Source organism: Mycobacterium sp. IDUB_36, assembly GCF_055419225.1.
In genome coordinates, this window is record NZ_JBVAXH010000001.1 from 483,300 (window position 1) to 508,787 (window position 25,488).

A 25,488-nucleotide genomic window follows, 5' to 3' on the forward strand; every position below is an offset into this window, starting at 1 on the left:
AGGACGCATGCGTGCGAGTCGTTGTGATGGGCTGCGGCCGGGTGGGATCGTCGGTTGCCGACGGGCTGTTCCGGATCGGCCACGAGGTCGCGGTGATCGACAGCGACGAAACGGCGTTCACCCGGCTGAGCCCCGAATTCGCCGGCGAACGGGTGCTCGGCCTGGGATTCGACCGGGATGTGCTGCTGAAGGCCGGTATCGAGGGAGCTGACGCATTCGCCGCGGTGTCGTCCGGCGACAACTCCAACATCATTTCGGCACGGCTGGCCCGGGAGACGTTCGGCGTGCGCCGGGTGGTCGCCCGGATCTACGACGCCAAGCGCGCCGAGGTCTACGAGCGCCTCGGCATCCCCACCATCGCCACCGTGCCGTGGACCACCGACCGCCTGCTGCACGCGCTCACCCGCGAAAGCGAGACAGCCAAATGGCGGGACCCGAGCGGCACCGTCGCCGTCCTCGAGGTGGCGCTGCACGAGGACTGGGTCGGCCGGCCGGCCGCCGACCTGGAGTCCGCGACGGGTGCGCGGGTGGCGTTCCTGATCCGCTTCGGCACCGGGATACTCCCCGAACCCAAGACGGTGATCCAGTCCGGCGACGAGATCTACATCGCCGCGATCTCCGGGCACGCCGCCGAGGCACTCGCCATCGCGGCGCTGCCGCCGAGCGAAGAGTCCGAGTCATGAGAGTCGCGATCGCGGGGGCCGGCGCGGTGGGCCGCTCAGTGGCCCGCGAACTGATCGAGAACCATCACGACGTGACGCTGATCGAGCGCAAGCCCGAACACATCGACGAGGACGCGATTCCGGCCGCGCACTGGCGCCTGGGCGACGCGTGCGAGGTGAGCGTGCTGGAGTCGGTGCAGGCCCACGAGTTCGACGTGGTGGTGGCCGCCACCGGTGACGACAAGGCCAACGTGGTGCTCAGCCTGCTGGCCAAAACGGAATTCGCGGTTCCGCGCGTGGTGGCCCGGGTCAACGATCCCCGCAACGAGTGGCTGTTCACCGACGCGTGGGGCGTCGACGTGGCGGTGTCCACGCCTCGGATGTTGGCGTCGCTGATCGAGGAGGCGGTGGCGGTCGGCGATCTGGTCCGGCTGATGGAGTTCCGCCGGGGTCAGGCCAATCTGGTCGAGATCACACTTCCGGACAACACGCCGTGGGGCGGAAAGCCGGTGCGCAAGCTGCAGCTGCCGCGAGACGTTGCACTGGTGACGATTCTGCGTGGGCCCCGGGTGATCGTCCCCGAGGACGACGAGCCGTTGGAGGGCGGCGACGAGCTGCTTTTCGTCGCGGTCACCGAGGCGGAAGAGGAACTGCGTCAGCATCTGCTGCCGTCGCCGTGACACCACTGGCGTCCAGCGCGCGCTGTGCCGTTCGGATCGCCAGGAACGTCACCAGCGCCGCGAGCGCGGCCAGCGGCCAGCCCATCGCGATCCGCGACACCACCAGCCACCCGGTGTGGTTGGTGTCGTAGAGCACCCGCTGGACCACGAAGCGGGCCGCGAACACCAGCACCCAGGTGAAGGTGGCCACGTCGAATGCGTGGACCGCGCGGCGCACGCCGCGCCACCCGCGGTCGTGGCCGTGCAGCCAGCTCCAGATGTAGCCGACGACCGGTCGCCGCAGCAGGATCGACACCGCGAACACCGCCGCGTAGAGCAGTGACGTCCAAATGCCCAGCAGGAAGTAGCCTTTCGACTCCCCCATCAGGTACGCGATCAGCACGCAGACGGCGACACCGATCAGCCCGGACACGGCCGGCTGCACCGACTCGCGGCGGGCCAGGCGCCACACCAGGATCAGCGCGGCGACGCCGAGGGCGGCGGCCGACGCCACGGCCAATCCGAGCAGTCGCGAGGTGCCGACGAACACCAGCACCGGCAGCGACGAATAGACGATCCCCGCGACACCGCCCAGTTGCTCCATCATCCGGTCGGCGGGCGTGCGCCCGGCGCCGGCTAGTTCACCGTCGACGGCATCAGCTGTGTCGCCGGCGTCTTCCGCACGGCTCACCGCTGAATCTCGTAGTGCGGGTTGTAGATTGCCTTGCTGCCGTTCTCCAGCTTGCCGAGCCGGCCCTGCACCCGCAACGTGCGTCCCGATTCGATGCCGGGAATCCGGCGCTGCCCCAACCAAACCAGCTCGATGGTGTCGGTGCCGTCGAAGAGCTCGGCCCGAACCCCGTCGGCGCAGCCCTGGCCGTTGCACTCGACGCTGCGCAGCGTTCCGACCACCGTGACCTCTTGGCCGCGCTGGCAGTCGATGGCCCGCTGCGCGCCGGTTGTCACCGCCTCGTCGCACAGTTCCTCGGCGTCGCGCTGCTCGGGGTCCTCCGTCAGCCGACGCGTCAGCCGGCGCAGATAACCTTCCGCGGCCATGGCCTCTCCTGAGCGTCGTGAATACAGGTCGTGTGACTCCAACGGACACCGTAGACCGATTGGTTCCCCGACGCCACGCGGCACCCGGGCAGTATCAGGGGGTGCAGATCGACCTGAACGGCATGCGCGCCGTCGTACTCCCGGGAACGGGTTCTGACGACAGTTACATCACCCGGGCCTTCGGTGATCCGCTGCGGCAGGCGGGCGCGCAACTGGTGGCACCGCGACCACAACCGGCCCGGCTGATCGCCGGGTACCTCGACGATCTGGACGACGCCGCGCGAGAAGGGCCGATACTGGCCGGCGGCGTGTCGATCGGTGCGGCGGTGGCCGTCGCCTGGGCGTTACGGCATCCCGAACGCACGGTCGCCGTGCTGGCGGCGCTGCCGGCGTGGACCGGTTCGCCCGACGGGGCGACCGCCGCGATCGCCGCGCAGGTGTCGGCGCGCCAACTCCGCCACGACGGACTGGACGCCACAACCGCCCAGATGCGCGCGACCAGCCCGCCCTGGCTGGCCGACGAGTTGGCCCGGTCCTGGCGCGGCCAGTGGCCGCAGCTGCCCGACGCCCTGGAGGATGCCGCCGTGTACGTGGCCCCCACGCAGGCCGAGCTCCAGCGACTCGCGGTACCGCTCGGGGTGGCAGCAGCCGAGGACGACCCCATTCACCCCGTCGACGTCGGGCGGGAGTGGGCGGCGGTGGCACCGCGAGGTGCGCTGCGCACCGTCACGCTGGCCCAGATCGGCGCCGACACCTCCGCCCTGGGAGCGGCCTGCCTGGCGGCGCTGCGGGCGACGTAGGGCACCGCTGTGAGCGGTCCCGGGACCCGGCTACTCGCTGGTGCCGCGCAGCTGCTGCATCGCCGACCCAGAGGCACTGCGACGCTCGAGCGCGGCGGACTCCTCGTCGGCGATGTCGGCGTCCGGCGTCGCGACCGGCTGAGCACCGGCGGCCTGACCGGCGGCGGCCTCACGCAGCTGCGACGCCATTGGCTCCGGCAGCTGCACCGGGAGTGGCGTACGTACCGGCAGGGGCGTGTCGCCGCGACGAATAACCGTGTCCAGCAATGCGTTTCGCGCTTCTTCGGTCAACGCGTCGATACTTTCGATCGAGCCGTTCACCACGCAACGGATCATCCAGCGGAAACCGTCGACCCCGATGAACCGCACCACACCCGCTGCAGTGCCGACCACCTCGCGGCCCCAGCGGCCATCCTGGATGGATACCGACGCCCCGTCTCCGCGCAGCGACTCGGCCAGTTCGCCGGCCACCTCGCGCCACAGCCCGCCGGTTTTGGGGGCGGCGTAGGCGGCGATGGTGAAACGACCGTTGGCGGTCACCACCCACACCGCACTCGGAACCCCGACCTCGGTCAGCTCGACCTGTAGTTGCGCGCCCTGCGGCAACGGCACCAGCACCGAGCCGAGGTCGAGCCGGCCCTCCGTGGCGATCACGGACTCGTCGAAATCCTCGATGTCGAACGGACCGTCGAGGTCGCCGTCAACCACCGGGTCGACGACGTCCGGCTCATGTTGTTGTGTAGCAACGGTTTCCGGATCGTGAGCCGGTTCGTCCTTCGATTTACGTCTGCCAAATGCCATCAGCTGCGCCGCCCCTCCTGCCCTTCAGGATCGCACTGTCCTGATCTATCGTCGTCGGCGGTCAAAGGCTTGCATGTCCGCCAGAGGAGCCATGGCCACCGGCGCCACGGGAGGTATCGGCCAACCCGGCCTCATCGAACGACGACACCTCGACCAGGTCGACCAGCTCGACGCGCTGGACCAGCAACTGCGCGATACGGTCGCCGCGATTCACCACGATCGGCGCGGTGGGGTCGAGATTGATCAGTGAGACCTTGATCTCGCCACGGTAGCCAGCATCGACGGTGCCGGGACTGTTCACGATCGAAAGTCCAACCCTCGCAGCCAATCCGGACCTCGGGTGGATCAGGCCGACCATCCCGAGCGGAATGGCGACCGCGATGCCCGTCCCGACCAACGCCCGGCGTCCGGGCGCCAGTTCGACGTCCTCGGCGCTGTAGAGATCGACGCCGGCATCACCGTGATGGGCGCGGGCGGGCAGCGGAAGCCCGGAATCGAGACGAACAACCGCCAGACTGGTCGACACGGGGGCACAGACTACCCTCGACCGGGTGTCAGGGACGCCAGTCACGCCGCAAGGCGTTCGGTACCGCGAGCGGCTGTGGGTGCCGTGGTGGTGGTGGCCGCTGGGTTTTGCGTTTGCGGGGCTGATCGCCTTCGAGGTCAACATGGGCGTACCGAGCCTGCCGGACTGGCTACCGTTCGCCGCGTTGTTCGTTGTCGCGGCGGGGACCCTGCTGTGGCTCGGGCGCATCGAGGTCCGCGTCCTCTCGGGTGCCGACTCGGTCGAGTTGTGGGCCGGTGAGGCGCATTTGCCGGTCACCGTCATCGCTCGCTCCGCCGACATTCCGCAGACGGCGAAATCCGCGGCGCTGGGACGACAGCTGGACCCGGCCGCCTACGTCCTGCACCGAGGCTGGGTCGGCCCGATGGTGCTGGTGGTGTTGGACGACGCGGACGACCCGACGCCGTATTGGCTGGTGAGTACCCGCCATCCCGAGCGGGTGTTGTCGGCGTTGCGCAGCTAGTCGGCGACAGCCCGACGGTCAACGTCAGGCCGCGCAGTCCGTACAGATCATCACGCCGCCCTTTTCGCTGGCGAGACGGCTGCGGTGCTGAACCAGAAAGCAGCTCGAGCAGGTGAACTCGTCGGCCTGCTTCGGGATCACGCGGACGGACAACTCCTCGCCGGAAAGATCGGCCCCCGGCAACTCGAACGACTCGGCTGATTCTGACTCGTCGACGTCCACCACCGCCGACGCCGCCTCGTTTCGCCGTGCCTTGAGTTCCTCGAGCGAGTCCTCTGAAACGTCGTCGGATTCGGTACGCCGTGGGGCGTCGTAATCGGTTGCCATCGTCTGTCCCCTCGTAACACTGCAAGCAACGTTTTGTACCAGCGTCGAACGCTTCTACCAAATGATTCGTGCCCGGATACAAGAGTGTTCAGCTGTGATTTACGTCACAGCCCTAAATCGGCCGCGCTACCTCGGTCTAAACACCGCGCCTTAGAGTGCGTACGTGGTCGCGCAAATCACAGAAGGTACCGCGTTCGACAAGCATGGTCGCCCCTTTCGACGTCGCAATGCCCGTCCCGCCATCGCCCTGCTCGTGGTGCTGTTGGTGGCCAGCGCGGTGGTGTGGACGATCGCACTCACCCGTCCGGCGGAAGTGCACGAGGCGACGGTGTGCAACCCGCCGCCGGAGCAGACCGACCCCGCACTGCCGCACCTGGGCAGTGCGGTGTCGCGCAGCACCATGATCAATGTCGCCCCGGCAAAGCTGGCCGATACCAAAATTCGCGTGTTGAACGCCAGCGGGCGGGGTGGTCAGGCCGCCGACGTCTCGGGTGCCTTGCGGGATCTGGGGTTCGCGCAGCCGACCGCCGCCAATGACCCTGTCTACGCGAAAACGCGACTGACCTGTCAGGGGCAGATCAGGTTCGGCGAAGCCGGCCAAGCCAGCGCGGCCGCGGTGTGGCTGGTGGCCCCGTGCGCCGAGTTGTACCGCGACGACCGCCCCGACGACTCTGTCGATTTGGCGGTCGGCACCGAGTTCGGCGCGCTTGCCCACAGCGACGACATCGCCGCGGTGCTCGCGGGCCTGCGGCCGGGCAACGTCGAACCGGCAGATTCCTCGCTGCTGGCGAAGATTCACGCCGGTCCCTGCTGACCGGTCAGTCGGCAATAGGCGCCCCACCGCCGAATTGGTCCAGAGCGGCGAGCAGTTGATCGGCGACGCCGGGCGCCGCGGCGACCACCAAAGCCGCGTCGCGGTCCGGATCGGCCGGCTCCGGCACCAGCACCCGTGCTCCGGCCTCCGCGGCGATCAGCGCCCCTGCCGCCAGGTCCCACACCTTGAGGCCGTGCTCGTAGTACGCGTCGAGCCGCCCCGCCGCGACCATGCACAAATCCAATGCCGCGGAACCGATTCGGCGTACATCACGAACCTTGGGCAAGACGTTGGACACCAGCTGCGCCTGCGCCGTGCGACGGCGCCGCGAATAGGCGAACCCGGTGCCGACCAAGGCCAATGACAAGTCGTCGACGGTGCTGCACCGCAGCGACCGGGTACCGCTCGCATCGGTGACGTGCGCACCCAGTCCGACTCCGGCCGAGTACAGCCGTCCACCGACCACGTCGGCGACTGCGCCGGCCACCGAAACCCCGTCGACCTGCGCCGCCACCGACACCGCGTAGGCCGGTATCCCGTAGACGAAGTTCACCGTGCCGTCGATGGGGTCCAGCACCCAGGTGACGCCGCCGGGTTCGGCGCTCGCCGGATCGGTCGGTCCGCCGATTTCTTCGCCGAGGACGGCGTCACCAGATCGCTGTCGGGCCAGCCGATCACGCAGTAAACGCTCGGTTTCGGTGTCGACGACGGTGACCGGGTCGGTCGGCGTCGTCTTGGATCGCACCGCGTCGTCGCCGTCGGTCCCGGCGTCCGCGCCGAACACCTCGGCACGACGCCGCCGGACGAACTCGGCCGCCTCCGCGGCCAGCGCCTCGGCCACCGCGCGCAGGCGAGCCGGCTCGTTCTCGGGTGTCCTCACCGATCCATCGCATCACAGCGACCCGCCGCCGGACGACGCACTAGGGTTTTCTCGACGCCCACGTCCGCCGAGGAGATTCGATGACCGCTGCCGACTCGACCAGCCCACCACCGCCGAGCGGCGGGTCCGTGACACCGGCCACCCGTGGTTTCGGCATCGACGTGGGCGGCAGTGGCATCAAAGGCGGCATCGTCGACCTGCAGACCGGCGAGCTCGTCGGCGACCGGTACAAACTGCTGACACCCCAGCCGGCCACGCCTACCGCGGTCGCCGAGACGATCGCGGCCGTGGTCAAAGAATTCGGCTGGGCCGGCCCGCTGGGCGTGACCTACCCCGGCGTGGTCACCAACGGCATCGTGCGCACCGCGGCGAACGTCGACAAGAAATGGATCGGCACCAACGCGCGCGACATCATCAGCGCAGGCCTGAACGGCCAGGAAGTTGTGGTGCTCAACGACGCCGACGCCGCCGGACTGGCCGAGGAGCGTTACGGCGCGGGCAAGGACACCGGCGGCGTGGTGGTCTTACTCACTTTCGGGACTGGAATCGGCTCAGCGGTCATTCACAACGGGATTTTGCTGCCCAACACGGAGTTCGGACATCTGGAGGTCGGCGGCAAGGAGGCCGAACACCGCGCCGCATCCTCGGTCCGGGATCGAAAGGGCTGGAGCTTCGAAAAGTGGGCGAAGCAGGTCACCAAGGTGCTGATCGCGATCGAGAACGCGATGTGCCCCGAACTGTTCATCGCGGGCGGTGGGGTGAGCCGCAAAGCCGACAAATGGGTCCCGTTGCTGAAGAACCGCACCCCAGTGGTCGCCGCCGCCCTGCAGAACTCCGCCGGAATCGTCGGCGCCGCGATGGCGGCGACGCGCGACGTGACGCACTGATTTGCGCGCTGTGGCGGGGGTATAGCCGCGCTGTCGTTACAATGGTCAACGGCAGCCGCCCGAGGAGATAGCGGCGAATATCCGAACTGATAATCGACGCCGACATCCGACATAGCTGACATCGTCCGATTGATCATGCCTGCAGCATCAGACGAGAGTTCTACCGAAGGGGTTTACGTGGCAGCGACCAAAGCACGACCGGCAACCGATGAGCCGGTGAAGCGCACCGCCGCCAAAGCACCCGCCAAGCGTTCGCCGGCAAAGGCCACCAACGGCGCTGCCACCAAGACCGCCAAAGCACCGGCGAAGGCCGCCAAAGCCGCCGCCAAGACCGGTACCGCCACCAAGGGAGCCGCCGCCAAGGCCGCTCCGGCCCGCGGCCGCCCCAAAAAGGCCGCCACCAAGGGCGCCGACGGCGAGACGACGAGCGCCGAGGTCGAGGAACTCGACAACGACGCCGACCTCGACAGCGGCCCGGTAGAAGAAATCGACCTGGCCGACGAAGACCTGAATCTCGAAGACCTCGAGGACGAATCGCCCGAGGACGCGGACGACGACAGCCCAGCGGCCGACACCCCCGCGGTTGTCGCCAAAGAGCCGGCCAAGCCCGCCGGTGAGGAAACCGAAGACGAGGAAATCGTCGAGCCGAGCGAAAAGGACAAGGCCTCAGGCGATTTCGTCTGGGACGAGGACGAGTCCGAAGCACTTCGGCAGGCCCGTAAAGACGCCGAACTCACCGCGTCCGCGGATTCGGTTCGGGCGTACCTCAAGCAGATCGGCAAGGTGGCGCTGCTCAACGCCGAAGAAGAGGTCGAGCTGGCCAAGCGGATCGAGGCGGGCCTCTACTGCACCCAGCTGATGACAGAGTTGACCGAGAAGGGCGAGAAGCTTCCGGCCGCGCAGCGTCGCGACTACCAGTGGATCTGCCGCGACGGCGATCGCGCGAAGAACCATCTGCTGGAGGCCAACCTGCGACTCGTGGTCTCGCTGGCCAAGCGCTACACCGGTCGGGGCATGGCGTTCCTCGACCTGATCCAGGAGGGCAACCTCGGACTCATCCGTGCGGTCGAAAAGTTCGATTACACAAAGGGTTACAAGTTCTCCACCTACGCGACCTGGTGGATCCGCCAGGCCATCACCCGCGCCATGGCCGACCAGGCCCGCACCATCCGCATCCCAGTGCACATGGTCGAGGTGATCAACAAGCTGGGTCGTATCCAGCGCGAGCTGCTGCAGGACCTGGGTCGCGAGCCCACGCCCGAAGAGCTGGCCAAGGAAATGGACATCACCCCGGAGAAGGTGCTGGAGATCCAGCAGTACGCCCGGGAGCCGATCTCGCTCGACCAGACCATCGGCGACGAGGGCGACAGCCAGCTCGGTGACTTCATCGAAGACAGCGAGGCCGTGGTGGCCGTCGACGCGGTGTCGTTCACGTTGCTGCAAGATCAGCTGCAGTCGGTACTGGAGACGCTGTCCGAGCGCGAGGCCGGCGTGGTACGGCTTCGCTTCGGCCTCACCGACGGCCAGCCCCGCACTCTCGACGAGATCGGCCAGGTATACGGCGTGACCCGCGAGCGGATCCGCCAGATCGAGTCCAAGACGATGTCGAAGCTGCGGCACCCCAGCCGCTCGCAGGTGCTGCGCGACTACCTCGACTAGTCAGCTGAAGTACTTGTCGCACAGATAATTAGGATGCGCTGACGCTCCGTCTGCTTTACGTTGGCCCCATGTCCACCAGACGCGTTCTCGTCTCGTCCGGGACCGAATACGAAGCGGCCGTCGGATATTCGCGTGCGGTGCGGGTCGGTCCCTGCGTCGCTGTCTCCGGTACGACCGCGACCGAGAAGTCCGACGACATTGCGGGGCAGACACGAGAAGTGTTGCACCGCATCGCTGTTGCCCTCGATGAAGCCGGCGCTGCGCTCACCGACGTGATCCGCACTCGCATCTACGTCACCGACATCGCGCGCTGGCGCGAGGTCGCGACGGTGCACGCCGAGGTCTTCGGCGAGATCCGGCCGGCCGCCACCATGGTCGAGGTGGCTGCGCTGATCGAGCCCGGGCTACTCGTCGAGATCGAGGCCGACGCCTACGCGCCGAGCGCCGGGAAGTCGCCGTCGGCTCCGGGACGGTAGCTGGTGACACTGATCACAGCCTCAATCGGCAACGGGCCGTACAGATGCGGGAACACCATCGACTCCGGATCCGTTGCTACTCCTAGCTCCCAACGAATCGGTGAAGTCAGATGAGATGGATCGATGTGCAGCAGAACAAGGTCGTCGCGACCGCGGTAGAGGCGATTGGCAGGCAGGTGGACTTGCTGGGGAGTCGAGAGGTGGATGAATCCGACATCGCTCAGCGACTCGGGCCGAAGCTCGCCGCCGGTGCGAGCGGCAGTCCAATCATCGATCGAGCACAGGTGCAGCAGCACCGACGACAACTCACTCATATCGCCATCTAACCCGGCGCTTAAACCGTCGGGTCGAGGTGAGAAACGACACAACCGGTAAACCCCCGGTGAAGACGGCCAAAAGCGCAGACATCTGAGACAGTAGAGAAGGCAGAACGGAGAAGCCATGAACGCAACGTTGACCAGTCCAGAACTGACTCGGGCTGATCGGTGCGATCGGTGCAGCGCTGCTGCACGGGTTCGCGCCAAGCTGCCCTCCGGCGCAGAACTCCTGTTCTGCCACCACCACGCCCGCGAGCACGAGGCGAGGCTGATCGAGATGTCCGCCGTGCTCGAATTCAGCGGCGACCCCATCGACGCCTAGTAAGGCGACTCGTCACCTGCAATTTTGGCGGCGACCGCGTCCATCACGCATCCTGAACGGGTCATGCCCGACCAACCAGTGAAACCTTCGTGGCGTCATCTCTGGCGTATCACCCGACGAGCGCTGTCGAAAAGCTGGGACGACTCGATTTTCTCCGAGGCCGCTCAGGCGGCCTTCTGGTCGGCACTGTCGCTGCCTCCGCTGCTGCTGGGGATGCTGGGCAGTCTCGCTTACGTGGCACCGGTTTTCGGCCCGGACACAATGGCTGGCATCGAGCATTACCTGGTGTCGATGTCGAACAAGATCTTCTCGCAGAGCGTGGTGCACGAGATCATCGAGCCGACCATCGCCGACATCGACCGCGGCGCCCGCGGTGAGGTGGTCTCGCTGGGATTTCTGATTTCGTTGTGGGCCGGGTCGTCGGCCATCTCGGCGTTCGTGGATTCGGTGGTCGAGGCGCACGACCAGACCCCGCTGCGTCACCCGGTGCGTCAGCGCCTCTACGCGTTGGCCCTCTACGTCGTGATGTTGCTGTTCGTCATCGTGACGGCACCGCTGATGGTGCGCGGCCCACGCAAGCTGGCCGACCTGATACCCGACGGACTCCAAGACGTGCTGGCGTACGGCTACTACCCCGCGCTGCTGGCTGCGCTGATCGCGGCGATCGTGCTGCTGTACCGCGTGGCCCTGCCGGACCCGCTACCCACGCACCGGCTGATCTTCGGGGCGGCCCTGGGCAGTGTCGCCTTTGTCATCGCGACGCTGGGTCTGCGCATCTACCTGCGCTACATCACCGGCACCGGATACACCTACGGCGCGCTGGCGACCCCGATCGCGTTCCTGCTGTTCGCCTTCTTCGCGGGTTTCTCGATGATGCTCGGGGCTGAATTCAACGCCGCCATCCAAGAGGAGTGGCCGGCCCCGCGAACACACGCGCACCGGATGCGGCGCTGGCTGGTCAGGCGCGCCAAGGAAGTGGCCGACGACGTCGCCACGCCCAGCGAGGACGAGCCGGCGCAGCCCGACCCGCGTTAGGTCAGCTCTTCTTGAGCGCTTCGTAGATCCGCTTGCAGTCCGGGCAGACCGGCGAGCCGGGCTTGGCGGACTTGGTCACCGGGAAAACCTCGCCACACAACGCGACGACATGTGTGCCCATCACAGCGCTCTCGGCGATCTTGTCCTTCTTGACGTAATGGAAGAACTTCGGGGTGTCACTGTCGGTCCCGTCGTCGACGCGTTCGTCGGTATCGGTGCGCTCGATCGTCTGGGTGTCCATGTCAGACATTGTGCCGCAACCGGATCCTCCGCCCTAGCCCAAGTTGTGCCACAGTGGAGTGATGAGGCGCAGCCAGGAGCTGGGTTTCGACGACGATGGTCGACCGATCCTCATCACCGCCGCCGCACCCTCCTATGAAGTCCAACACCGCCAGCGCGTGCGGAAATACTTGACGATCATGTCGTTCCGTATTCCGGCGCTGTTACTCGCCGCGTTCGCATACGGCTTGTGGCACAACGGGCTCATCTCGCTGGCGATCGTCGCCGCGTCGATCCCGCTGCCGTGGATCGCAGTCCTCGTCGCCAACGACCGGCCGCCCCGCCGTGCCGACGAACCGCGCCGATTCGACGGGCCGTCCCGGCGGACTCCGCTGTTCCCCACCGCGGAGCGTCCGTCGATCGAACGACGCAGTCGCTCAGCGTCGCAACCGGAATGGCCGCGCGACACCGGCGACGGTTCCGAATAATTCGCATTCGTTAGCGGTTCTCAGTACTTTCTCAGGGCTGCGCGACATTCGCGCACGTCAGCGCGTGTGAGATCACTTCTGCGTGGGAACTACTTGTGCCAATGGGTCGTTGTACCCCATGACAGTTCACGCCGATCAGGAGGCCGCCATGGCAAATGCCACCACCCGCCGGGACAGCGATCTGGATGCTCAGAGCCCAGCCGCGGACCTGGTGCGCGTTTATCTGAACGGGATCGGCAAAACGGCACTGCTGAACGCGGCCGACGAGGTCGAACTCGCCAAGCGCATCGAAGCTGGTCTGTACGCCAAGCACCTGCTGGAAACCCGTAAGCGGCTCGGCGACAACCGTAAGCGCGACCTGGCGGCTGTGGTGCGCGACGGCGAAATCGCGCGCAGCCATCTGCTGGAAGCCAACCTGCGGCTGGTCGTGTCGTTGGCCAAGCGCTACACCGGCCGCGGGATGCCGCTGCTGGACCTCATCCAAGAGGGCAACCTCGGCTTGATCCGCGCGATGGAAAAGTTCGACTACGCAAAGGGATTCAAGTTCTCGACGTATGCGACGTGGTGGATCCGCCAGGCCATCACCCGTGGCATGGCCGACCAGAGCCGCACCATCCGGTTGCCGGTCCACTTGGTCGAGCAGGTCAACAAGCTGGCCCGGATCAAGCGCGAGATGCACCAGCACCTCGGCCGCGAGGCGACCGACGAGGAACTCGCCGAAGAGTCCGGCATCCCCGTCGAGAAGATCAACGACCTTCTCGAGCACAGCCGCGACCCGGTCAGCCTGGACATGCCGGTCGGTTCCGAAGAAGAGGCGCCGCTGGGTGACTTCATCGAAGACGCCGAAGCCATGTCCGCGGAGAACTCGGTGATCGCCGAGCTGCTGCACACCGACATCCGCAGCGTGCTCGCCACGCTCGACGAGCGGGAGCACCAGGTGATCCGGTTGCGCTTCGGACTCGACGACGGGCAGCCCCGCACGCTCGACCAGATCGGCAAGCTGTTCGGCCTGTCCCGCGAGCGGGTCCGCCAGATCGAGCGCGAGGTGATGTCCAAGCTCCGCAACGGCGAGCGGGCCGATCGGCTCCGCTCCTACGCGAGCTGACCACCCGCACCAGCATCGAATGTATGCCCGCCGCAGCCGCGGCGGGCATACTGCTGCGCTGGAGTGTTAGCGAACCATTCGCGCAGCTGGGCAAGTAGACTCGGCGGCAATGGAGGGTGCGGAATGAACGACCTGGTTGATACCACCGAGATGTACCTGCGGACCATTTACGACCTTGAAGAAGAGGGCGTCACCCCGCTGCGTGCCCGTATCGCCGAACGACTGGACCAGAGCGGGCCGACGGTCAGCCAGACCGTGTCGAGGATGGAACGCGACGGGCTCCTGCATGTGGCCGGCGACCGCCATCTCGAGCTGACCGACAAGGGCCGCGCGCTGGCGGTCTCCGTGATGCGCAAGCACCGGCTCGCCGAGCGGTTACTGGTCGACGTGATCGGTGTCCCGTGGGAGGAAGTGCACGCCGAGGCCTGCCGCTGGGAGCACGTCATGAGCGACGACGTCGAACGCCGGCTGATGAAGGTGCTCAACAACCCGACGACGTCACCGTTCGGCAACCCGATTCCGGGGCTCACCGACCTGGGTATCGGCGACGGCTTCGGCGGCGACGAGGGCAACCTGGTGCGGTTGACCGAGCTACCCGCCGGCCCGCCGGTGGCGGTCGTGGTGCGCCAGCTGACCGAGCACGTCCAGGGTGACATCGACCTGATCACTCGCCTCAAGGACGCCGGCGTGGTGCCCAACGCCCGCGTGACCGTCGAGTCCAACCAGGCCGGCGGCGTCATGATCGTCATCCCGGGCCACGAGAACGTCGGCCTGCCGCACGAAATGGCGCACGCCGTGAAGGTCGAAAAGGTCTAGCCGTCACACCGCGCGTCGTCGGAACGGCCGCCGAGGCGGCAGTCGGACCCCGATTCGCTCCGCCAGCTGATAGCCGGTGACCGCCAACTCCCGAATGTGCTCGGGCCGCAGGCCCGACTGCAAAGCCTGGTCCAGCATGCCCGCCATCCGGTGGTTCGGCTCACAGCGCAGCGCTGCTTCCAGCGACACCCCCGCCAGCGGCCCGTCGCCGCGGGCGTAGGCGCTGAACGCCAGCAGCACCAGCGCCTCGGCGCGCCACGGCGTCGGCAGGGCGCGCGACAACATCGCCCACAACGACTCGGCGTCGGCGGCACTGTGCCCGACCGCTAAGGCGTACAACGTGTCTCGCACCTCGACGTCGGCCAGCGAGCAGGCCAGATCAGCGAGCCGGCCGTCGGAGAGCTGCTGCGCGTCCGCGACCGCTGCGGCGGCCGCCATCGCGGCCTCGACGTCGCGGCGGACACACGCGTCCGGCTCGGTACGGCGCGTCTGGTGACGCAGTGCGGCACGTTCGGCGATCAGTGCGGTCAGCGCCTCGTGATCCCGCCGATCGGCCGCGATCACTGCCTGCAGGTCGGCCCGACGCGCGTACAGCCGGCGGCCGTCCAGCACCGCCGCGGCTGCCAGCGGCGACGCGGACGGGTCGTCGATGACGCCACCGGCACCGCAATCGTCGACGCAGTGCCAGCGTCCCCCAACGGCCACCCGGTCGACGACATGTACGGCCCACAGGGTGATGTCGTGTCGCGTGAGTTCGTCGGTCAGCGACGAGCACAGGTCGCGGTACTGGTCGTTGCACATCGGGCAGCCGGCGCCGTCGGCGTCGACGATCACCGCGATGGCGGCTTCCGGACCGGCGGCCGCTGCGACGTCCGCGAGGTGCCCGATCTGGTCGCTGACCGCGTCGGACAGGTCGACGCGCAGCACCGACCCGAGCTCGCCGCCGTCGATCGACAACAACACCAACGATTTTTCCGGCACGAATCCCAGCACCGCTGGGAGCGCGGCGATCACCGCGCCGGGCCGGTTGAGTTCAAAGTCACGCCGTTGTTTGGTCATGGCTGTGACGCTGACAACTGCCACCGTCAGCCCGTCGGCGGCGGGGACTCCCCCGGTGCCGTGTTGTGCATCGGCCCGCAACTGTGGACAACGCCCGGGCGGTGGCCGGCCGGCACTAACGGCGTTCGAGGCTCAGCACTGGTCGTCGAAGGAGCTCGGCGACACATCCCCCGGGCCGCCCGCCCGGGCCCGCGCGAAAAGCTCGGTGACGTGTTCGTCGAACGGCGCCGAATAGGACAGGTTCTCTGCACAACCGCCGCCGTGGAGTCCGCCGATCACCCCGGTCACCGTCGAGCCGGAGATCCACGGCGCGCCGCTGGTGCCGTCGACCAGACCCGCGCACGGCAACTCGGGGTAACCCTCGTCGCTGAGTCCGGTGTTGACGTGGCAGCCGATCGGCAGCCCGCCGACACCCGCGGGGTAGGCCACGACGGTCACCTGGCTCCCAGGTGGCGGGGCATTGCCCAGCGACAGCGCGGAACCGGCCGACGCCTCTACCGACCCGCCGGCGGGCCGGCTGACCCTCACGATCGCGTAGTCGGCCCGCGGATCCTTGGTGGCCAGCCAGCGCGGATCCAGATACAGGGCGTCGACGGTCCACAGATCCTCGGGCGCGGCTCTGCGGGCGAATCCGGGCGCGAACCGTGCCAGGGCGCCGGTGATCAGGCAATGCGCGGCCGTCACGACAAGATTGCCGGCCGGCGAATGCAACACCGAGCCGGTGCAGGCATGTAACTCGTTGTCCGACAGGAAGAATGCGCCGACCCGCGGATCGGGATCCACCGGTGCGGCTATGACGCGGTTCGCCGCGCCGGTGGGGGCTTGGCTGGATTTGCCGGTGGTCGGCGAGGATTGCGCCGCATGCCCGCAGCCGGCCACCGCCAGGCTCAGCACCACCCCCGCTGCCAGATTTCGCATCGCCGTCGATCATGCCCGATCCCACCCGACCGGACGGCGATCGACGCTGTCAGCGCGGCAATTCGATGCAACGCATTGCGGGTATCCCTAGGAATGCGGTGAGCGCCAAGCGTGTTTTGCAGCACGGGAGGCCGGTCTCGAGCGGGTCAGGTATCCGCAGCTCGGCGTTCTGAGGGACACTAACTGACACAGGGCGGCAATCCGTTCCGTGGCGAGGAGGCAACAGCGATGGGCCAGAATCAGCCCCCCGATACACCCGACTGGGATCGGCGCTACCAACCCGAGCACAACGGCATGTACGAGCTCGAGTTCCCGGCACCGCAGTTGTCACTGTCCGATGGGCGCGGCCCGGTTCTGGTGCATGCCCTGGAGGGCTTCTCCGATGCTGGTCACGCGATCAAACTGGCGGCCGGCCACCTCAAGGACACCCTGGACACCGAGTTGGTCGCCTCGTTCGCCATCGACGACCTACTCGACTATCGGTCGCGGCGGCCGCTGATGACGTTCAAGACCGATCACTTCACCCACTACGCAGATCCCGAGCTCAGTCTCTACGCCATGCGTGACAGCGCCGGAACACCCTTCTTGCTGCTGGCCGGCATGGAACCGGACTTGAAATGGGAGCGCTTCATCACAGCGGTGCGCCTGCTCGCCGAACGTCTCGGGGTGCGGCAGACCATCGGGCTGGGCACCATCCCGATGGCGGTTCCGCACACCCGCCCGATCACGCTGACCGCGCACTCCAACAACCGGGAGCTGATCGCCGACTTCACCCCGTGGATCTCGGAAGTACAGGTCCCCGGCAGTGCATCGAATCTGTTGGAATACCGAATGGCGCAGCACGGGCACGAGGTGGTCGGCTACACCGTCCACGTCCCGCACTATCTGGCCCAGACCGACTATCCGGCAGCGGCACAGGCGCTGCTGGAGCAGTTGTCGAAGACCGGGTCGTTACAACTGCCGGTGAATGCCTTGACCGAGGCGGCTGCCGACGTCCGGGTCAAGATCGACGAGCAGGTCGAGGCCAGCACAGATGTCGCTCAAGTGGTGGCCGCGCTGGAGCGCCAGTACGATGCCTTCATCGCTGCTCAGGAGAACCGGTCGTTGCTGAGTCGGGACGAGGATCTGCCCAGCGGTGATGAACTCGGCGCGGAGTTCGAACGCTTTCTCGCGCAGCAGGCCGACAAGAAGTCCGACGACGACGATCCGATCTAGGTCGCCCTCCCCGGGCCACGACACAGCAGAGCGTAGCGATGAGGAGGAGTGGCCCTGATGTCTCCCAGCCCGACAGCGAAGTTGGCGTCATGACTCAGCGCAAGCCCAATCTTCGCTCGGTACGCGAGGTTACGCCGCAGCTGCAATTCCGGACGGTGCACGGGTATCGGCGCGCGTTCCGCATCGCGGGCTCCGGTCCGGTGATCCTGCTGATCCACGGGATCGGTGACAATTCGACCACCTGGTCGACGGTGCAATCGAAACTCGCGCAACGGTTTACCGTCATTGCGGTCGATCTGCTGGGCCACGGCCAGTCGGACAAGCCACGGGCGGATTACTCGACAGCGGCCTACGCGAACGGGATGCGTGACCTGCTTTCCGTCCTGGACATCGAACGCGTTACCGTCATCGGCCATTCGCTCGGCGGCGGTGTCGCGATGCAGTTCACCTACCAATTTCCCCAGCTGGTCGAGCGATTGATTCTGGTCGGCGCCGGTGGGGTCACCAAAGACGTCCACCTCATGTTGCGGCTGGCGTCGCTGCCGTTGGGCAGCGAGGCGCTGACCTTGCTGCGACTCCCGCTGGTACTGCCCGCTTTACAGCTCTTCGGACGCGCAGCGGGATTGCTGCTGGGCTCGACCGCGGTGGGCCACGACCTGCCCGACATGCTGAGGATCTTGGCCGGCCTGCCGGAGCCGATGGCCTCGGCGGCGTTCACCCGGACCTTGCGCGCAGTCGTGGACTGGCGCGGCCAGAGCGTCACCATGCTCGACCGCTGTTATTTGACGCAATCCGTTCCGGTTCAGATCATCTGGGGCAGCGATGATGTCGTCGTGCCCGTCAGTCACGCCCACATGGCCCATGCCGCCATGCCGGGCTCCCAACTCGAGATCTTCGAGCGCTCCGGGCACTTCCCGTTCCACGACGACCCCGACCGCTTCATCGAAGTCGTCGAACGCTTCATCGACACCACCGCGCCCGCCGACTACGACCAGACCGCGCTTCGCGAACTGCTCCGCACCGGTGGTGGCGCGCAATCTCTCACCGGTTCCATCGACACCCGGGTCGCGGTACTGGAAGCCATGGGTGCCGACGAGCGCAGCGCCACCTGACCGCTCAATGACACCGTAGAGTCGCTGCTGTGAGCATCGACGCGACGGTGTTGCGAGTCTTCACCGATGCATCGGGTGCTTTCGGCAATCCACTCGGCGTGGTCGACGCGGCAACGGTCGATTCAAGTCATCATCAGGACATCGCGGCCGAGTTGGGTTACAGCGAAACCATTTTCGTCGACCTCCCCGCGACGGACGCAACGACCGCACACGCCCGGATCTACACCCCGCAGACCGAGTTGGCATTCGCCGGGCATCCAACGGTCGGAGCGGCGTGGTGGTTGCGATCGATCGGCGCGCCGGTGCGCACACTGCGGGTGGCGGCCGGAACCGTGCGGGTGGACTACGCCCGGGACGTCACCGCTGTCAGCGCCCGCCCGGAGTGGTCGCCGGAGTTCGCCATTCGCGAGTTGGACGGCGTCGACGCGCTGACGGCCGCCGATCCGACCGATTACTCCGACGACGTGGCCCACTACCTGTGGACATGGGTCGACGAGCCGGCCGGGCTACTGCGAGCGCGGATGTTCGCCGCCAATCTCGGTGTGGCAGAAGACGAAGCAACGGGCTCCGCAGCCGTCCGCATCACCGCCCACCTGGGTCGTGATTTGCTGATAACCCAGGGCAAAGGCTCGGTCATCGAAACCTCTTCGAGCCCAGCGGGTTGGGTGCGGGTCGGGGGTCGGGTCACCAACGACGGAGTCCGGCAGATCCGCTAGGTCGTGCGATGCAACACAGCTGAAAGGTGATGCTGCGGCGGTTGTCCTACGGCGCCCATCTGCACGGAGTACGAGAGCTCGTCGCCGTCGAGCCGGAAGCGCCGGCCGAGCGACGTCACCTCCTTGGCCGTCGGCGTCAGGCCGATCTGCGTCGTCGCCAATTCAAGTTCGATCGTGGCGCCGTCGGCGATATATCTGCCGACCTCGATCTCGGTGACGCCACTCGGATGCGCCAGCACGAATTCGACTTCGTTGTAACGCGGTACGCGGAGGTAGCCCGACTCGGCGTGCAGTGGCAGACCGTCGGCGGCTCCCCTGGTCTTCTGGCCGTACACCAGAAACGGCTTGCCCACGTGGGAGAAGGTGACTTCCTCGAGATAGTCGAACGGCTCGATGGTCGGGTATTCGCCCGATCCACGTCCCCGCCAACTACCCAGCAACGGCGCTAAGGCTGTCAGGTTGGGGTGCAGGTCGGGCGGCATCCCGCCAGCCTAACCCCGCGACAACGCCGCCCGACGCCGACTGCTGCGGGTAGTGACACTGCACGTCAAGCGACGTGAACGTCGGGCGTGCGGACACGCTCCGGCCGAAATCCCCTGCCGACAACGATCGGCGGAATGAACTGCAGCGGTCCGCGTCCCACGAATTTCGGGACCGATATCCGCGAGAGGTCGCCGGTCAGATTCTTCTCGATCGCGTTGTCCTGCACGAAGATTTGGCCGGCCTGGATGATCCGGGCGGGAAGCTCGCGGCGGCGCTGCACCTTGGCGAGATCAGCTTCGGTGAGGTGACCTTTCGACAGCGGGCCGGCCAGGATGTTGGCGGCGGCAACGGCGTCGGCCACCGCCAGATTGATGCCGACCCCGCCGGCCGGCGACATCGCATGTGCGGCATCGCCGATACACAGCAGGCCTTCGCGCCACCAGGTCTTGAGCCGATCCACCCGCACATCGAGCTGGCTGGTGTCATCCCAGGAATGCAGATCGTCGACGTGTTCGGCCAGCTGCGGCTGCACAGACACCAGCCGCTGCTTGAACGCGTCCAGCGAACCGTCCCTGGGGTTTTCACCTTTAGGGACCAGGTATGCGACCTGCCAGTAGTCGCCGCGATAGATCATGGCCATCATCAGGCCGCGGCGCAGCACCCCGATGAGTTCCCGCGGGTCGCCAGGCCGCCAGTTCAGCCGAAACCACAACACATCTATCGGTGAGTGCGCGGCCGCCAACTCCAGCCCGGCCACGGCCCGCACCGCCGATCGACGTCCGTCAGCCCCGATGACGAGCTGCGAGTGCACTTCCAACTCGGGTGTGCGAACCCCGACCACCCGATCGCCGTCGAGGATGAGATCGGTGACCTCGGCGTTGCGAATCAGCCTGAATTCCGGATACGCGCTTGCCTTTTCGGCCAGGAAGTCCAAAAAATCCCACTGCGGCATCAGGGCGATGTACGGCTGTTTCAGGCCGAGCCACTTCAGCGCGCTGAAGTTTCCGAAGGTGCGCAGGGTGCCGTCGGTGTCGAAAACGACACGGTTGATTTTGGTGTGCGGGAGGCGCAGAAACTCGTCGATCAGCCCGAGCTCGTCGATGACCCGCAGCGTGCTCGGATGCACAGTATCGCCGCGGAAGTCACGCAGAAAGTCGTTGTGCTTCTCCAACACGGTGACGTCGATCCCCGCGCGGGCCAGCAGTAGCGCGTGGACCATGCCCGCGGGACCGCCGCCGGCAACACAGACCTGGGTTCGCACCACCTGCGTCATGGTCCGACAGTACGACCTCGGTCAACCGGACGCCGGCACCTTCCGGTGGGCGCGGAGCGCTTTGATCTCGCGCTCGAAATCTGCTGCGGACTCGAAGGACCGGTACACCGAAGCGAATCGCAGATAAGCCACTTCGTCGAGGTCGCGAAGCGGGCCGAGAATCGCAAGGCCGACTTCGTTACTGGGGACTTCCGGCGACCCGCCGGCCCGAACCGTGTCTTCGACCTGTTGCGCGAGCAGGCTCAGCGCGTCGTCGTCGACGTGCCGGCCCTGGCACGCGCGCCGCACCCCGCGCATCACCTTTTCCCGGCTGAACGGTTCCGTCACGCCACTGCGCTTCACCACTGCCAACACCGCGGTCTCCACGGTGGTGAATCGCCGGCCGCATTCGGGGCATGAGCGGCGGCGCCGAATCGCCTGTCCCTCATCGGCTTCACGGGAGTCGACGACTCGCGAATCGGGATGCCGACAGAACGGGCAGTGCATGGCCGCTCCTTCGCCGCACGGACTTGGGAGTGTCCCAATCCACTCCGAGCCTACCCGCGCGGTCGGGCAGCGGCCTAGCATCACCGGGTGTCGCAGCTGGTAAACGGCTCAGCCCACCGGCGCAATCAGCGTCTGCCCGGCCGTGACCGCCGAGGAGTCGAGCTCGTTGAGCTCGCGGATGCGGGCGGTGACCTGACTGGTCGGCGCGTCCGGGGCCACCCGGGCCGCCAGATGCTGCAACGTCTCCCCCGGCTCGACCCGGACGACAGCCAGCTGGTCAGGCATCTGCACAGCGGCTTTTTGAGGACCGGCGTGCAGCATGCCGCCGAAGTGCGCCACGAATCCCAGCCACACCGTGATGCCGGCGGCGATCATGGCGAGCGCCACCGTGGTGGCCGGAGTGATCGGACGCGGCCGGTGCGACGCGTTCGACATCAGGACTCCGGTACCCCGGTATCGCGGCGGTGCGGCGACGGGCCGCGACGGCTGCGGCCCACGGGACCCCGGGCGGCCGCTGCGGCCGGCCGGTCGCACCTGAACCGGGCGAACCCGGGTCTGTGGGCTCCGCGAGGTTGTCTCGATCTGCATCATGTGCGTTCCTCCAGTCGGCTCGTGGTCGATCACTTGTTCGAAGAGTAGTCGATAGTGTGTTCGAAAACCGAACATGTGATCGAACTGTTGCACACGCTGATGACCATAAAGCGGCCCTCCGACAAGTTCGACCGGTCTGACCAGGCCAGAATCGCGACATGCGTCGAACACATGTTTGATATCGAGGCGAAATGCCGCTACATTCGTCCGTATGAGCGATAGCGATACACCGCACGCCGAGCTTGAACGGCCCACTCGACCTGCGGAATCAGGGCTGACACCGCGCCAACGCACCATCCTCGACGTCATCCGCGCCTCGGTCACCAGTCGCGGTTATCCGCCGAGCATCCGGGAAATCGGCGACGCGGTCGGCCTCACTTCGACCTCGTCCGTCGCTCATCAGCTGCGCACGCTGGAGAAGAAGGGCTACCTCCGCCGCGACCCGAATCGACCGCGCGCCGTCGACGTCCGCTCCGCCGAGGACGTGTCGCGGCCGCCGGTGGTGACCGACGTCGCCGGCTCGGACGCGCTACCGGAACCGACCTACGTCCCGGTGCTGGGCAGGATTGCCGCCGGTGGGCCGATCCTGGCCGAGGAGGCCGTCGAAGACGTCTTCCCGTTGCCTCGCGAACTCGTCGGCGAAGGTGCGCTGTTTCTGCTCAAGGTGGTCGGTGAATCGATGGTCGACGCCGCCATCTGCGACGGCGACTGGGTGGTTGTGCGTCAGCAGAACGTCGCCGACAACGGCGACATCGTGGCCGCGATGATCGACGGGGAAGCCACCGTCAAGACGTTCAAACGCACCAGCGGCCAAGTCTGGCTGATGCCCCACAACCCGGCGTTCGACCCCATCCCGGGCAACGACGCCGCCGTGCTCGGCAAGGTCGTCACGGTCATCCGTAAAATCTGACCGACTGAAGCGGGTCTATCCGGCCCTGTGAAAGCCGTTCGCCTTGGCGACTTCCTCTGTGGCGAACCAGATTTCGGCCTGGGTGTCTTCGTACAACCCACTATCGGGCATGTAGTAGAGCCCTGAGCTGGCATTGGCCTTGACGGGGTATCCGTCCGGGACCTGATACGGGTCGTCCATCGGAAGATGAATCGCCAACTGCCCCGGCGCAATTCGCGCGATGGGGACGGCCTCTGTGACGAGGGCATCCTCACCGTCATCGGCAGCGTGCCGTCCTCCCCGGCTGTCGCCCGCGATCGGAATCCCGGTCGGGTCGGTGTCGACATCGTCGGTGTCCGCATCGAACTGCTGATCGGAACCGTGGTCGAAGCCGGCGGCGTGGTCGAATTCGTCGGCGCGGTCGAACTCGTCGGCCTGATCAAACTCCGCGTCGCGGTCGAACTCGTCGTCGTGATCGAACTCGTCGTCGTGGTCGAGCTCGTCGAACTCGGAAAGCTGATCAGGACTGTCGGTTTCGTCGTCGGCGAGCAACTCGTCGACCAGACTTCGCTGGCTCGGCGGCATCCACGCACTCGACGGTTGATTGGGCAGCCGGACCGTCCGCGGCCGCGGCGGACGGTAGTCGCTGGACAGACTCGACGACGCCAGATCGCTGTCGCCCTCCGGGGACCACTGTGACACCGACTCGGTCGCCGGTTCGTAGCCGGCGTCGTCGGAATCGCCGAGAGCGTCGGACCGGCCGCGTCGGGCGGCCCGACGCCGCGCCCACCACCGCGCCAGCAGCGCCACCAGGCCGATCAACAACAGCCCGGCGGCTCCCGCCAACAGCCATACCTTGTGCCCGCTCAGCCAACTGGTCCCGGCGTTGGGCGCTGCAGACCCGGCCGGGGCCTTCTGGCCGGGCACCTGCAAGCCGGACAGCGCCGATGCCAAGTTGGCCGGTTGGGTGGTGTAGCTGTTCTTGGTCTTGTTCCAGGCGATCTGGCCACCGGTGAACTTCTGCGTGACGATGTCCTTGGCGATCGTCTGATCCCCCACCGGCGCGCCCAGCTTGCCGGTCGCGCCGAGGAGTTTCTCCCACGCGACCTTGATGGCGCCGCGCACGACGTACGCACCGTGGTCCGACGTCCAGAAGATCACCGGTTTGTCGGAGGCGGAGAACGCGCTGACCTTGCTGGCCGGCTTGATGCCGCCGTCGGCTTCGTTGGAGATCGGGAAACCGAGGTCGCTGTTGGCCGGTCCGCCCAGTGCCTCGTATTTGGTCAAGATGTCGGCCTGGACGGCATTCGCGCCGGTGGCGGGGCTGAAGAAGATCTTGCCGCCGGTGAAGTTCTGGGCGATCCCGTCGCTGCCGATCGGATACTGATCGCCCTGTTTCGCGCCCAACGGGCCGGCGGCTCCTCCGGCGGCGCGCCAGGCCATGTTGATGTCCGCGGTCGGGTCGACCGGCACTTGCAGCCCGCTGAGCTGACCGGCCAGATTCGGCGGAACAGTGGTGAAGGCTTTGGTCAGCCGGTTCCAGGACACCTTGCCGCCGCTGAACGCCTGGGTCGCGAGTTCACCGTCGTAGGTCTCGTCGCCGATCGGGACTCCCAGCGCCCCGCCGGAACTGCCGAGCTTGTCCCAGGCCGCGTTGATCGCACCGCGCACGACGAAAGCGCCGTGGTCGGCGGTCCAGTAGATCAGTGGTTTGTCGCTGGCCGAGAACGTGCTGACCCGACTGTCCGGGCCGGCCAGGCCACGCACCTCGCTGGTGATCGGGAAACCCAGGTCGGAGGCCGCCGGCCCGCCGAGCGCCTCATATTTGTCCAGGATGGCGCCCATCATCGACCGCGGGCCGGACGCCGGAGTGAAGAACATTTTGCCGTGCACGAAGTCTTGGGCGAATCCTTGACCCGCGACGTAGCACTCGCCCTGCTTGGCGCCGAGGTCGGAGGTGTCGCCGCCGGCTTCTTTCCAGGCTGCGGTGATCGCATTGTCGGCATCGCCGATCGGGGACGCATTCGCGGCGGGTGCCAGCAACGCCAGAAACGTGAAGCTCGCCGCGAGCGCGGCCAGACCACGCACGGTGCCCCCGAAGATGCCCGATCGTCGTCGCTGCCCTGTCATCCCGCCCTCCCCGCGGCCGCCCAGTCCAAATTCCGCGCCCGGTTTCGACCACCCTGCGGGTCGCCTCAACTGCTCTGTGAGCGGCCGCACCTGGGAAGTCATAGGACGACCCTACGGAATGGTCACCTTGTCGATGCCGAAATGTCGTCCACAGGGCCGGTTTGTGTCGCATTCTGCTTGTTCGGCCCTTAGATTACGGTGCCCCATATCCGGGGGCCACGGCGCGCCGATGTTGACGTGCCGGCTGCGCTGGAAAGGCCCTTGC

Annotated in this window: 32 protein-coding genes; 17 read left to right on the top strand and 15 right to left on the bottom strand. The window is 66.9% G+C overall.

Annotation, left to right across the window (positions count from 1 at the left end):
* The first annotated feature begins 11 nt into the window (after positions 1-11).
* Together ACZYW1_RS02250 and ACZYW1_RS02255 are read left to right on the top strand one after the other, a co-directional pair.
* The gene (locus tag ACZYW1_RS02250) at positions 12-683 is read left to right on the top strand and encodes a potassium channel family protein (RefSeq protein ID WP_463782913.1); all 672 of its coding nucleotides are present in this window, start codon (positions 12-14) and stop codon (positions 681-683) included.
* The gene (locus ACZYW1_RS02255) at positions 680-1,342 is read left to right on the top strand and encodes a potassium channel family protein (protein WP_463782916.1); all 663 of its coding nucleotides are present in this window, start codon (positions 680-682) and stop codon (positions 1,340-1,342) included. Before ACZYW1_RS02250 ends, ACZYW1_RS02255 begins: the two co-directional genes overlap by 4 nt.
* Here ACZYW1_RS02255 and ACZYW1_RS02260 read toward each other — a convergent pair.
* Positions 1,293-1,928 carry a DUF3159 domain-containing protein gene (locus ACZYW1_RS02260; protein WP_463787645.1) on the bottom strand — a complete coding sequence of 212 codons (636 nt, stop codon included), beginning with the start codon at positions 1,926-1,928 and terminating at the stop codon, positions 1,293-1,295. The two genes, ACZYW1_RS02255 and ACZYW1_RS02260, sit on opposite strands and share 50 nt — an antisense overlap.
* Positions 1,929-2,008: 80 nt before the next feature.
* Positions 2,009-2,377: an OB-fold nucleic acid binding domain-containing protein gene (locus tag ACZYW1_RS02265; protein ID WP_463782918.1), complete on the bottom strand. Its 369-nt coding sequence runs from the start codon at positions 2,375-2,377 to the stop codon at positions 2,009-2,011.
* A 101-nt stretch (positions 2,378-2,478) separates the two neighbouring features.
* Between ACZYW1_RS02265 and ACZYW1_RS02270 the strand changes: the two genes are divergently transcribed.
* Positions 2,479-3,177 carry an alpha/beta fold hydrolase gene (locus ACZYW1_RS02270; protein ID WP_463782920.1) on the top strand — a complete coding sequence of 233 codons (699 nt, stop codon included), beginning with the start codon at positions 2,479-2,481 and terminating at the stop codon, positions 3,175-3,177.
* Between the two features lie 30 nt (positions 3,178-3,207).
* Here ACZYW1_RS02270 and ACZYW1_RS02275 read toward each other — a convergent pair whose 3' ends face one another.
* Together ACZYW1_RS02275 and dut are read right to left on the bottom strand one after the other, a co-directional pair.
* Positions 3,208-3,978 (bottom strand): DUF3710 domain-containing protein, encoded by a 771-nt coding sequence (locus ACZYW1_RS02275; RefSeq protein WP_463782922.1) that lies wholly within the window; start codon positions 3,976-3,978, stop codon positions 3,208-3,210.
* Positions 3,979-4,039: 61 nt separating this feature from the next.
* A complete protein-coding gene (dut, locus tag ACZYW1_RS02280; protein ID WP_463782924.1) occupies positions 4,040-4,504 on the bottom strand; it encodes a dUTP diphosphatase in 465 nt (154 codons plus the stop codon).
* Between the two features lie 25 nt (positions 4,505-4,529).
* On the opposite strand from dut, the gene ACZYW1_RS02285 reads away from it, so the two are divergent.
* Positions 4,530-5,006: a DUF3093 domain-containing protein gene (locus tag ACZYW1_RS02285; protein WP_463782925.1), complete on the top strand. Its 477-nt coding sequence runs from the start codon at positions 4,530-4,532 to the stop codon at positions 5,004-5,006.
* 24 nt (positions 5,007-5,030) lie between these two features.
* Here ACZYW1_RS02285 and ACZYW1_RS02290 read toward each other — a convergent pair whose 3' ends face one another.
* Positions 5,031-5,333, bottom strand: a complete 303-nt coding sequence (locus tag ACZYW1_RS02290) for a DUF4193 domain-containing protein (protein ID WP_293004428.1) — start codon at positions 5,331-5,333, stop codon at positions 5,031-5,033.
* A 163-nt stretch (positions 5,334-5,496) separates the two neighbouring features.
* Between ACZYW1_RS02290 and cei the strand changes: the two genes are divergently transcribed.
* Positions 5,497-6,147 carry an envelope integrity protein Cei gene (gene cei, locus ACZYW1_RS02295; protein WP_463782926.1) on the top strand — a complete coding sequence of 217 codons (651 nt, stop codon included), beginning with the start codon at positions 5,497-5,499 and terminating at the stop codon, positions 6,145-6,147.
* 4 nt (positions 6,148-6,151) lie between these two features.
* On the opposite strand, the gene ACZYW1_RS02300 is transcribed toward cei, so the two are convergent.
* The gene (locus ACZYW1_RS02300; RefSeq protein WP_463782928.1) at positions 6,152-7,027 is read right to left on the bottom strand and encodes an inositol monophosphatase family protein; all 876 of its coding nucleotides are present in this window, start codon (positions 7,025-7,027) and stop codon (positions 6,152-6,154) included.
* Positions 7,028-7,107: 80 nt separating this feature from the next.
* On the opposite strand from ACZYW1_RS02300, the gene ppgK reads away from it, so the two are divergent.
* From ppgK to ACZYW1_RS02315, 3 genes are all read left to right on the top strand, one after another.
* A complete protein-coding gene (gene ppgK / locus ACZYW1_RS02305) occupies positions 7,108-7,914 on the top strand; it encodes a polyphosphate--glucose phosphotransferase (protein ID WP_463782930.1) in 807 nt (268 codons plus the stop codon).
* A 135-nt stretch (positions 7,915-8,049) separates the two neighbouring features.
* Entirely contained in the window at positions 8,050-9,573 is a 1,524-nt protein-coding gene (locus ACZYW1_RS02310) for an RNA polymerase sigma factor (RefSeq protein WP_463782932.1), read from the top strand.
* A 68-nt stretch (positions 9,574-9,641) separates the two neighbouring features.
* Complete coding sequence (locus tag ACZYW1_RS02315; RefSeq protein WP_463782934.1) at positions 9,642-10,049, top strand: RidA family protein; 408 nt, start codon at positions 9,642-9,644, stop codon at positions 10,047-10,049.
* Here ACZYW1_RS02315 and ACZYW1_RS02320 read toward each other — a convergent pair.
* On the bottom strand, positions 10,004-10,363 hold the full coding sequence (locus ACZYW1_RS02320; RefSeq protein WP_463782936.1) for a DUF952 domain-containing protein: 360 nt from the start codon (positions 10,361-10,363) through the stop codon (positions 10,004-10,006). The two genes, ACZYW1_RS02315 and ACZYW1_RS02320, sit on opposite strands and share 46 nt — an antisense overlap.
* Before the next feature lie 127 nt (positions 10,364-10,490).
* Between ACZYW1_RS02320 and ACZYW1_RS02325 the strand changes: the two genes are divergently transcribed.
* On the top strand, positions 10,491-10,688 hold the full coding sequence (locus tag ACZYW1_RS02325; protein ID WP_463782937.1) for a DUF7455 domain-containing protein: 198 nt from the start codon (positions 10,491-10,493) through the stop codon (positions 10,686-10,688).
* Positions 10,689-10,751: 63 nt separating this feature from the next.
* Positions 10,752-11,723, top strand: coding sequence for a YihY/virulence factor BrkB family protein (locus ACZYW1_RS02330; protein WP_463782938.1), 972 nt, complete (start codon positions 10,752-10,754; stop codon positions 11,721-11,723).
* A gap of 1 nt (position 11,724) precedes the next feature.
* Here the strand turns inward: ACZYW1_RS02330 and ACZYW1_RS02335 are convergent, their stop codons facing one another.
* Complete coding sequence (locus ACZYW1_RS02335) at positions 11,725-11,964, bottom strand: DUF3039 domain-containing protein (RefSeq protein WP_292991012.1); 240 nt, start codon at positions 11,962-11,964, stop codon at positions 11,725-11,727.
* Between the two features lie 61 nt (positions 11,965-12,025).
* Between ACZYW1_RS02335 and ACZYW1_RS02340 the strand changes: the two genes are divergently transcribed.
* The 3 genes from ACZYW1_RS02340 to ACZYW1_RS02350 all read left to right on the top strand — a co-directional run bounded on the left by ACZYW1_RS02340 (position 12,026) and on the right by ACZYW1_RS02350 (position 14,351).
* Positions 12,026-12,430 carry a DUF3099 domain-containing protein gene (locus tag ACZYW1_RS02340; protein WP_463782940.1) on the top strand — a complete coding sequence of 135 codons (405 nt, stop codon included), beginning with the start codon at positions 12,026-12,028 and terminating at the stop codon, positions 12,428-12,430.
* A 118-nt stretch (positions 12,431-12,548) separates the two neighbouring features.
* The gene (locus ACZYW1_RS02345; RefSeq protein WP_463782942.1) at positions 12,549-13,535 is read left to right on the top strand and encodes a sigma-70 family RNA polymerase sigma factor; all 987 of its coding nucleotides are present in this window, start codon (positions 12,549-12,551) and stop codon (positions 13,533-13,535) included.
* Between the two features lie 123 nt (positions 13,536-13,658).
* Positions 13,659-14,351 (top strand): metal-dependent transcriptional regulator, encoded by a 693-nt coding sequence (locus ACZYW1_RS02350; RefSeq protein WP_463782943.1) that lies wholly within the window; start codon positions 13,659-13,661, stop codon positions 14,349-14,351.
* A gap of 3 nt (positions 14,352-14,354) precedes the next feature.
* On the opposite strand, the gene ACZYW1_RS02355 is transcribed toward ACZYW1_RS02350, so the two are convergent.
* Entirely contained in the window at positions 14,355-15,410 is a 1,056-nt protein-coding gene (locus ACZYW1_RS02355) for a DUF4192 domain-containing protein (RefSeq protein ID WP_463782944.1), read from the bottom strand.
* Between the two features lie 132 nt (positions 15,411-15,542).
* A complete protein-coding gene (locus ACZYW1_RS02360) occupies positions 15,543-16,328 on the bottom strand; it encodes a trypsin-like serine peptidase (protein ID WP_463782945.1) in 786 nt (261 codons plus the stop codon).
* A gap of 228 nt (positions 16,329-16,556) precedes the next feature.
* Between ACZYW1_RS02360 and ACZYW1_RS02365 the strand changes: the two genes are divergently transcribed.
* From ACZYW1_RS02365 to ACZYW1_RS02375, 3 genes are all read left to right on the top strand, one after another.
* The gene (locus ACZYW1_RS02365) at positions 16,557-17,543 is read left to right on the top strand and encodes a proteasome assembly chaperone family protein (RefSeq protein ID WP_463782946.1); all 987 of its coding nucleotides are present in this window, start codon (positions 16,557-16,559) and stop codon (positions 17,541-17,543) included.
* A gap of 89 nt (positions 17,544-17,632) precedes the next feature.
* Positions 17,633-18,655 carry an alpha/beta fold hydrolase gene (locus ACZYW1_RS02370; protein ID WP_463782948.1) on the top strand — a complete coding sequence of 341 codons (1,023 nt, stop codon included), beginning with the start codon at positions 17,633-17,635 and terminating at the stop codon, positions 18,653-18,655.
* 29 nt (positions 18,656-18,684) lie between these two features.
* A complete protein-coding gene (locus ACZYW1_RS02375) occupies positions 18,685-19,371 on the top strand; it encodes a PhzF family phenazine biosynthesis protein (RefSeq protein WP_463782949.1) in 687 nt (228 codons plus the stop codon).
* Here the strand turns inward: ACZYW1_RS02375 and ACZYW1_RS02380 are convergent.
* The 4 genes from ACZYW1_RS02380 to ACZYW1_RS02395 all read right to left on the bottom strand — a co-directional run bounded on the left by ACZYW1_RS02380 (position 19,368) and on the right by ACZYW1_RS02395 (position 22,201).
* Positions 19,368-19,853, bottom strand: a complete 486-nt coding sequence (locus tag ACZYW1_RS02380) for a peroxynitrite isomerase (protein ID WP_463782951.1) — start codon at positions 19,851-19,853, stop codon at positions 19,368-19,370. The genes ACZYW1_RS02375 and ACZYW1_RS02380 overlap by 4 nt on opposite strands.
* A gap of 65 nt (positions 19,854-19,918) precedes the next feature.
* Complete coding sequence (locus tag ACZYW1_RS02385; RefSeq protein ID WP_463782952.1) at positions 19,919-21,127, bottom strand: FAD-dependent oxidoreductase; 1,209 nt, start codon at positions 21,125-21,127, stop codon at positions 19,919-19,921.
* Positions 21,128-21,148: 21 nt separating this feature from the next.
* Positions 21,149-21,613 (bottom strand): transcriptional regulator NrdR, encoded by a 465-nt coding sequence (gene nrdR / locus ACZYW1_RS02390; protein WP_463782954.1) that lies wholly within the window; start codon positions 21,611-21,613, stop codon positions 21,149-21,151.
* A gap of 108 nt (positions 21,614-21,721) precedes the next feature.
* Entirely contained in the window at positions 21,722-22,201 is a 480-nt protein-coding gene (locus ACZYW1_RS02395; RefSeq protein ID WP_463782955.1) for a LysM peptidoglycan-binding domain-containing protein, read from the bottom strand.
* Between the two features lie 214 nt (positions 22,202-22,415).
* On the opposite strand from ACZYW1_RS02395, the gene lexA reads away from it, so the two are divergent.
* Positions 22,416-23,114: a transcriptional repressor LexA gene (gene lexA, locus ACZYW1_RS02400; RefSeq protein ID WP_463782958.1), complete on the top strand. Its 699-nt coding sequence runs from the start codon at positions 22,416-22,418 to the stop codon at positions 23,112-23,114.
* A 15-nt stretch (positions 23,115-23,129) separates the two neighbouring features.
* Here lexA and ACZYW1_RS02405 read toward each other — a convergent pair whose 3' ends face one another.
* The gene (locus ACZYW1_RS02405; protein ID WP_463782960.1) at positions 23,130-25,223 is read right to left on the bottom strand and encodes an LGFP repeat-containing protein; all 2,094 of its coding nucleotides are present in this window, start codon (positions 25,221-25,223) and stop codon (positions 23,130-23,132) included.
* Positions 25,224-25,488: the final 265 nt, after the last annotated feature.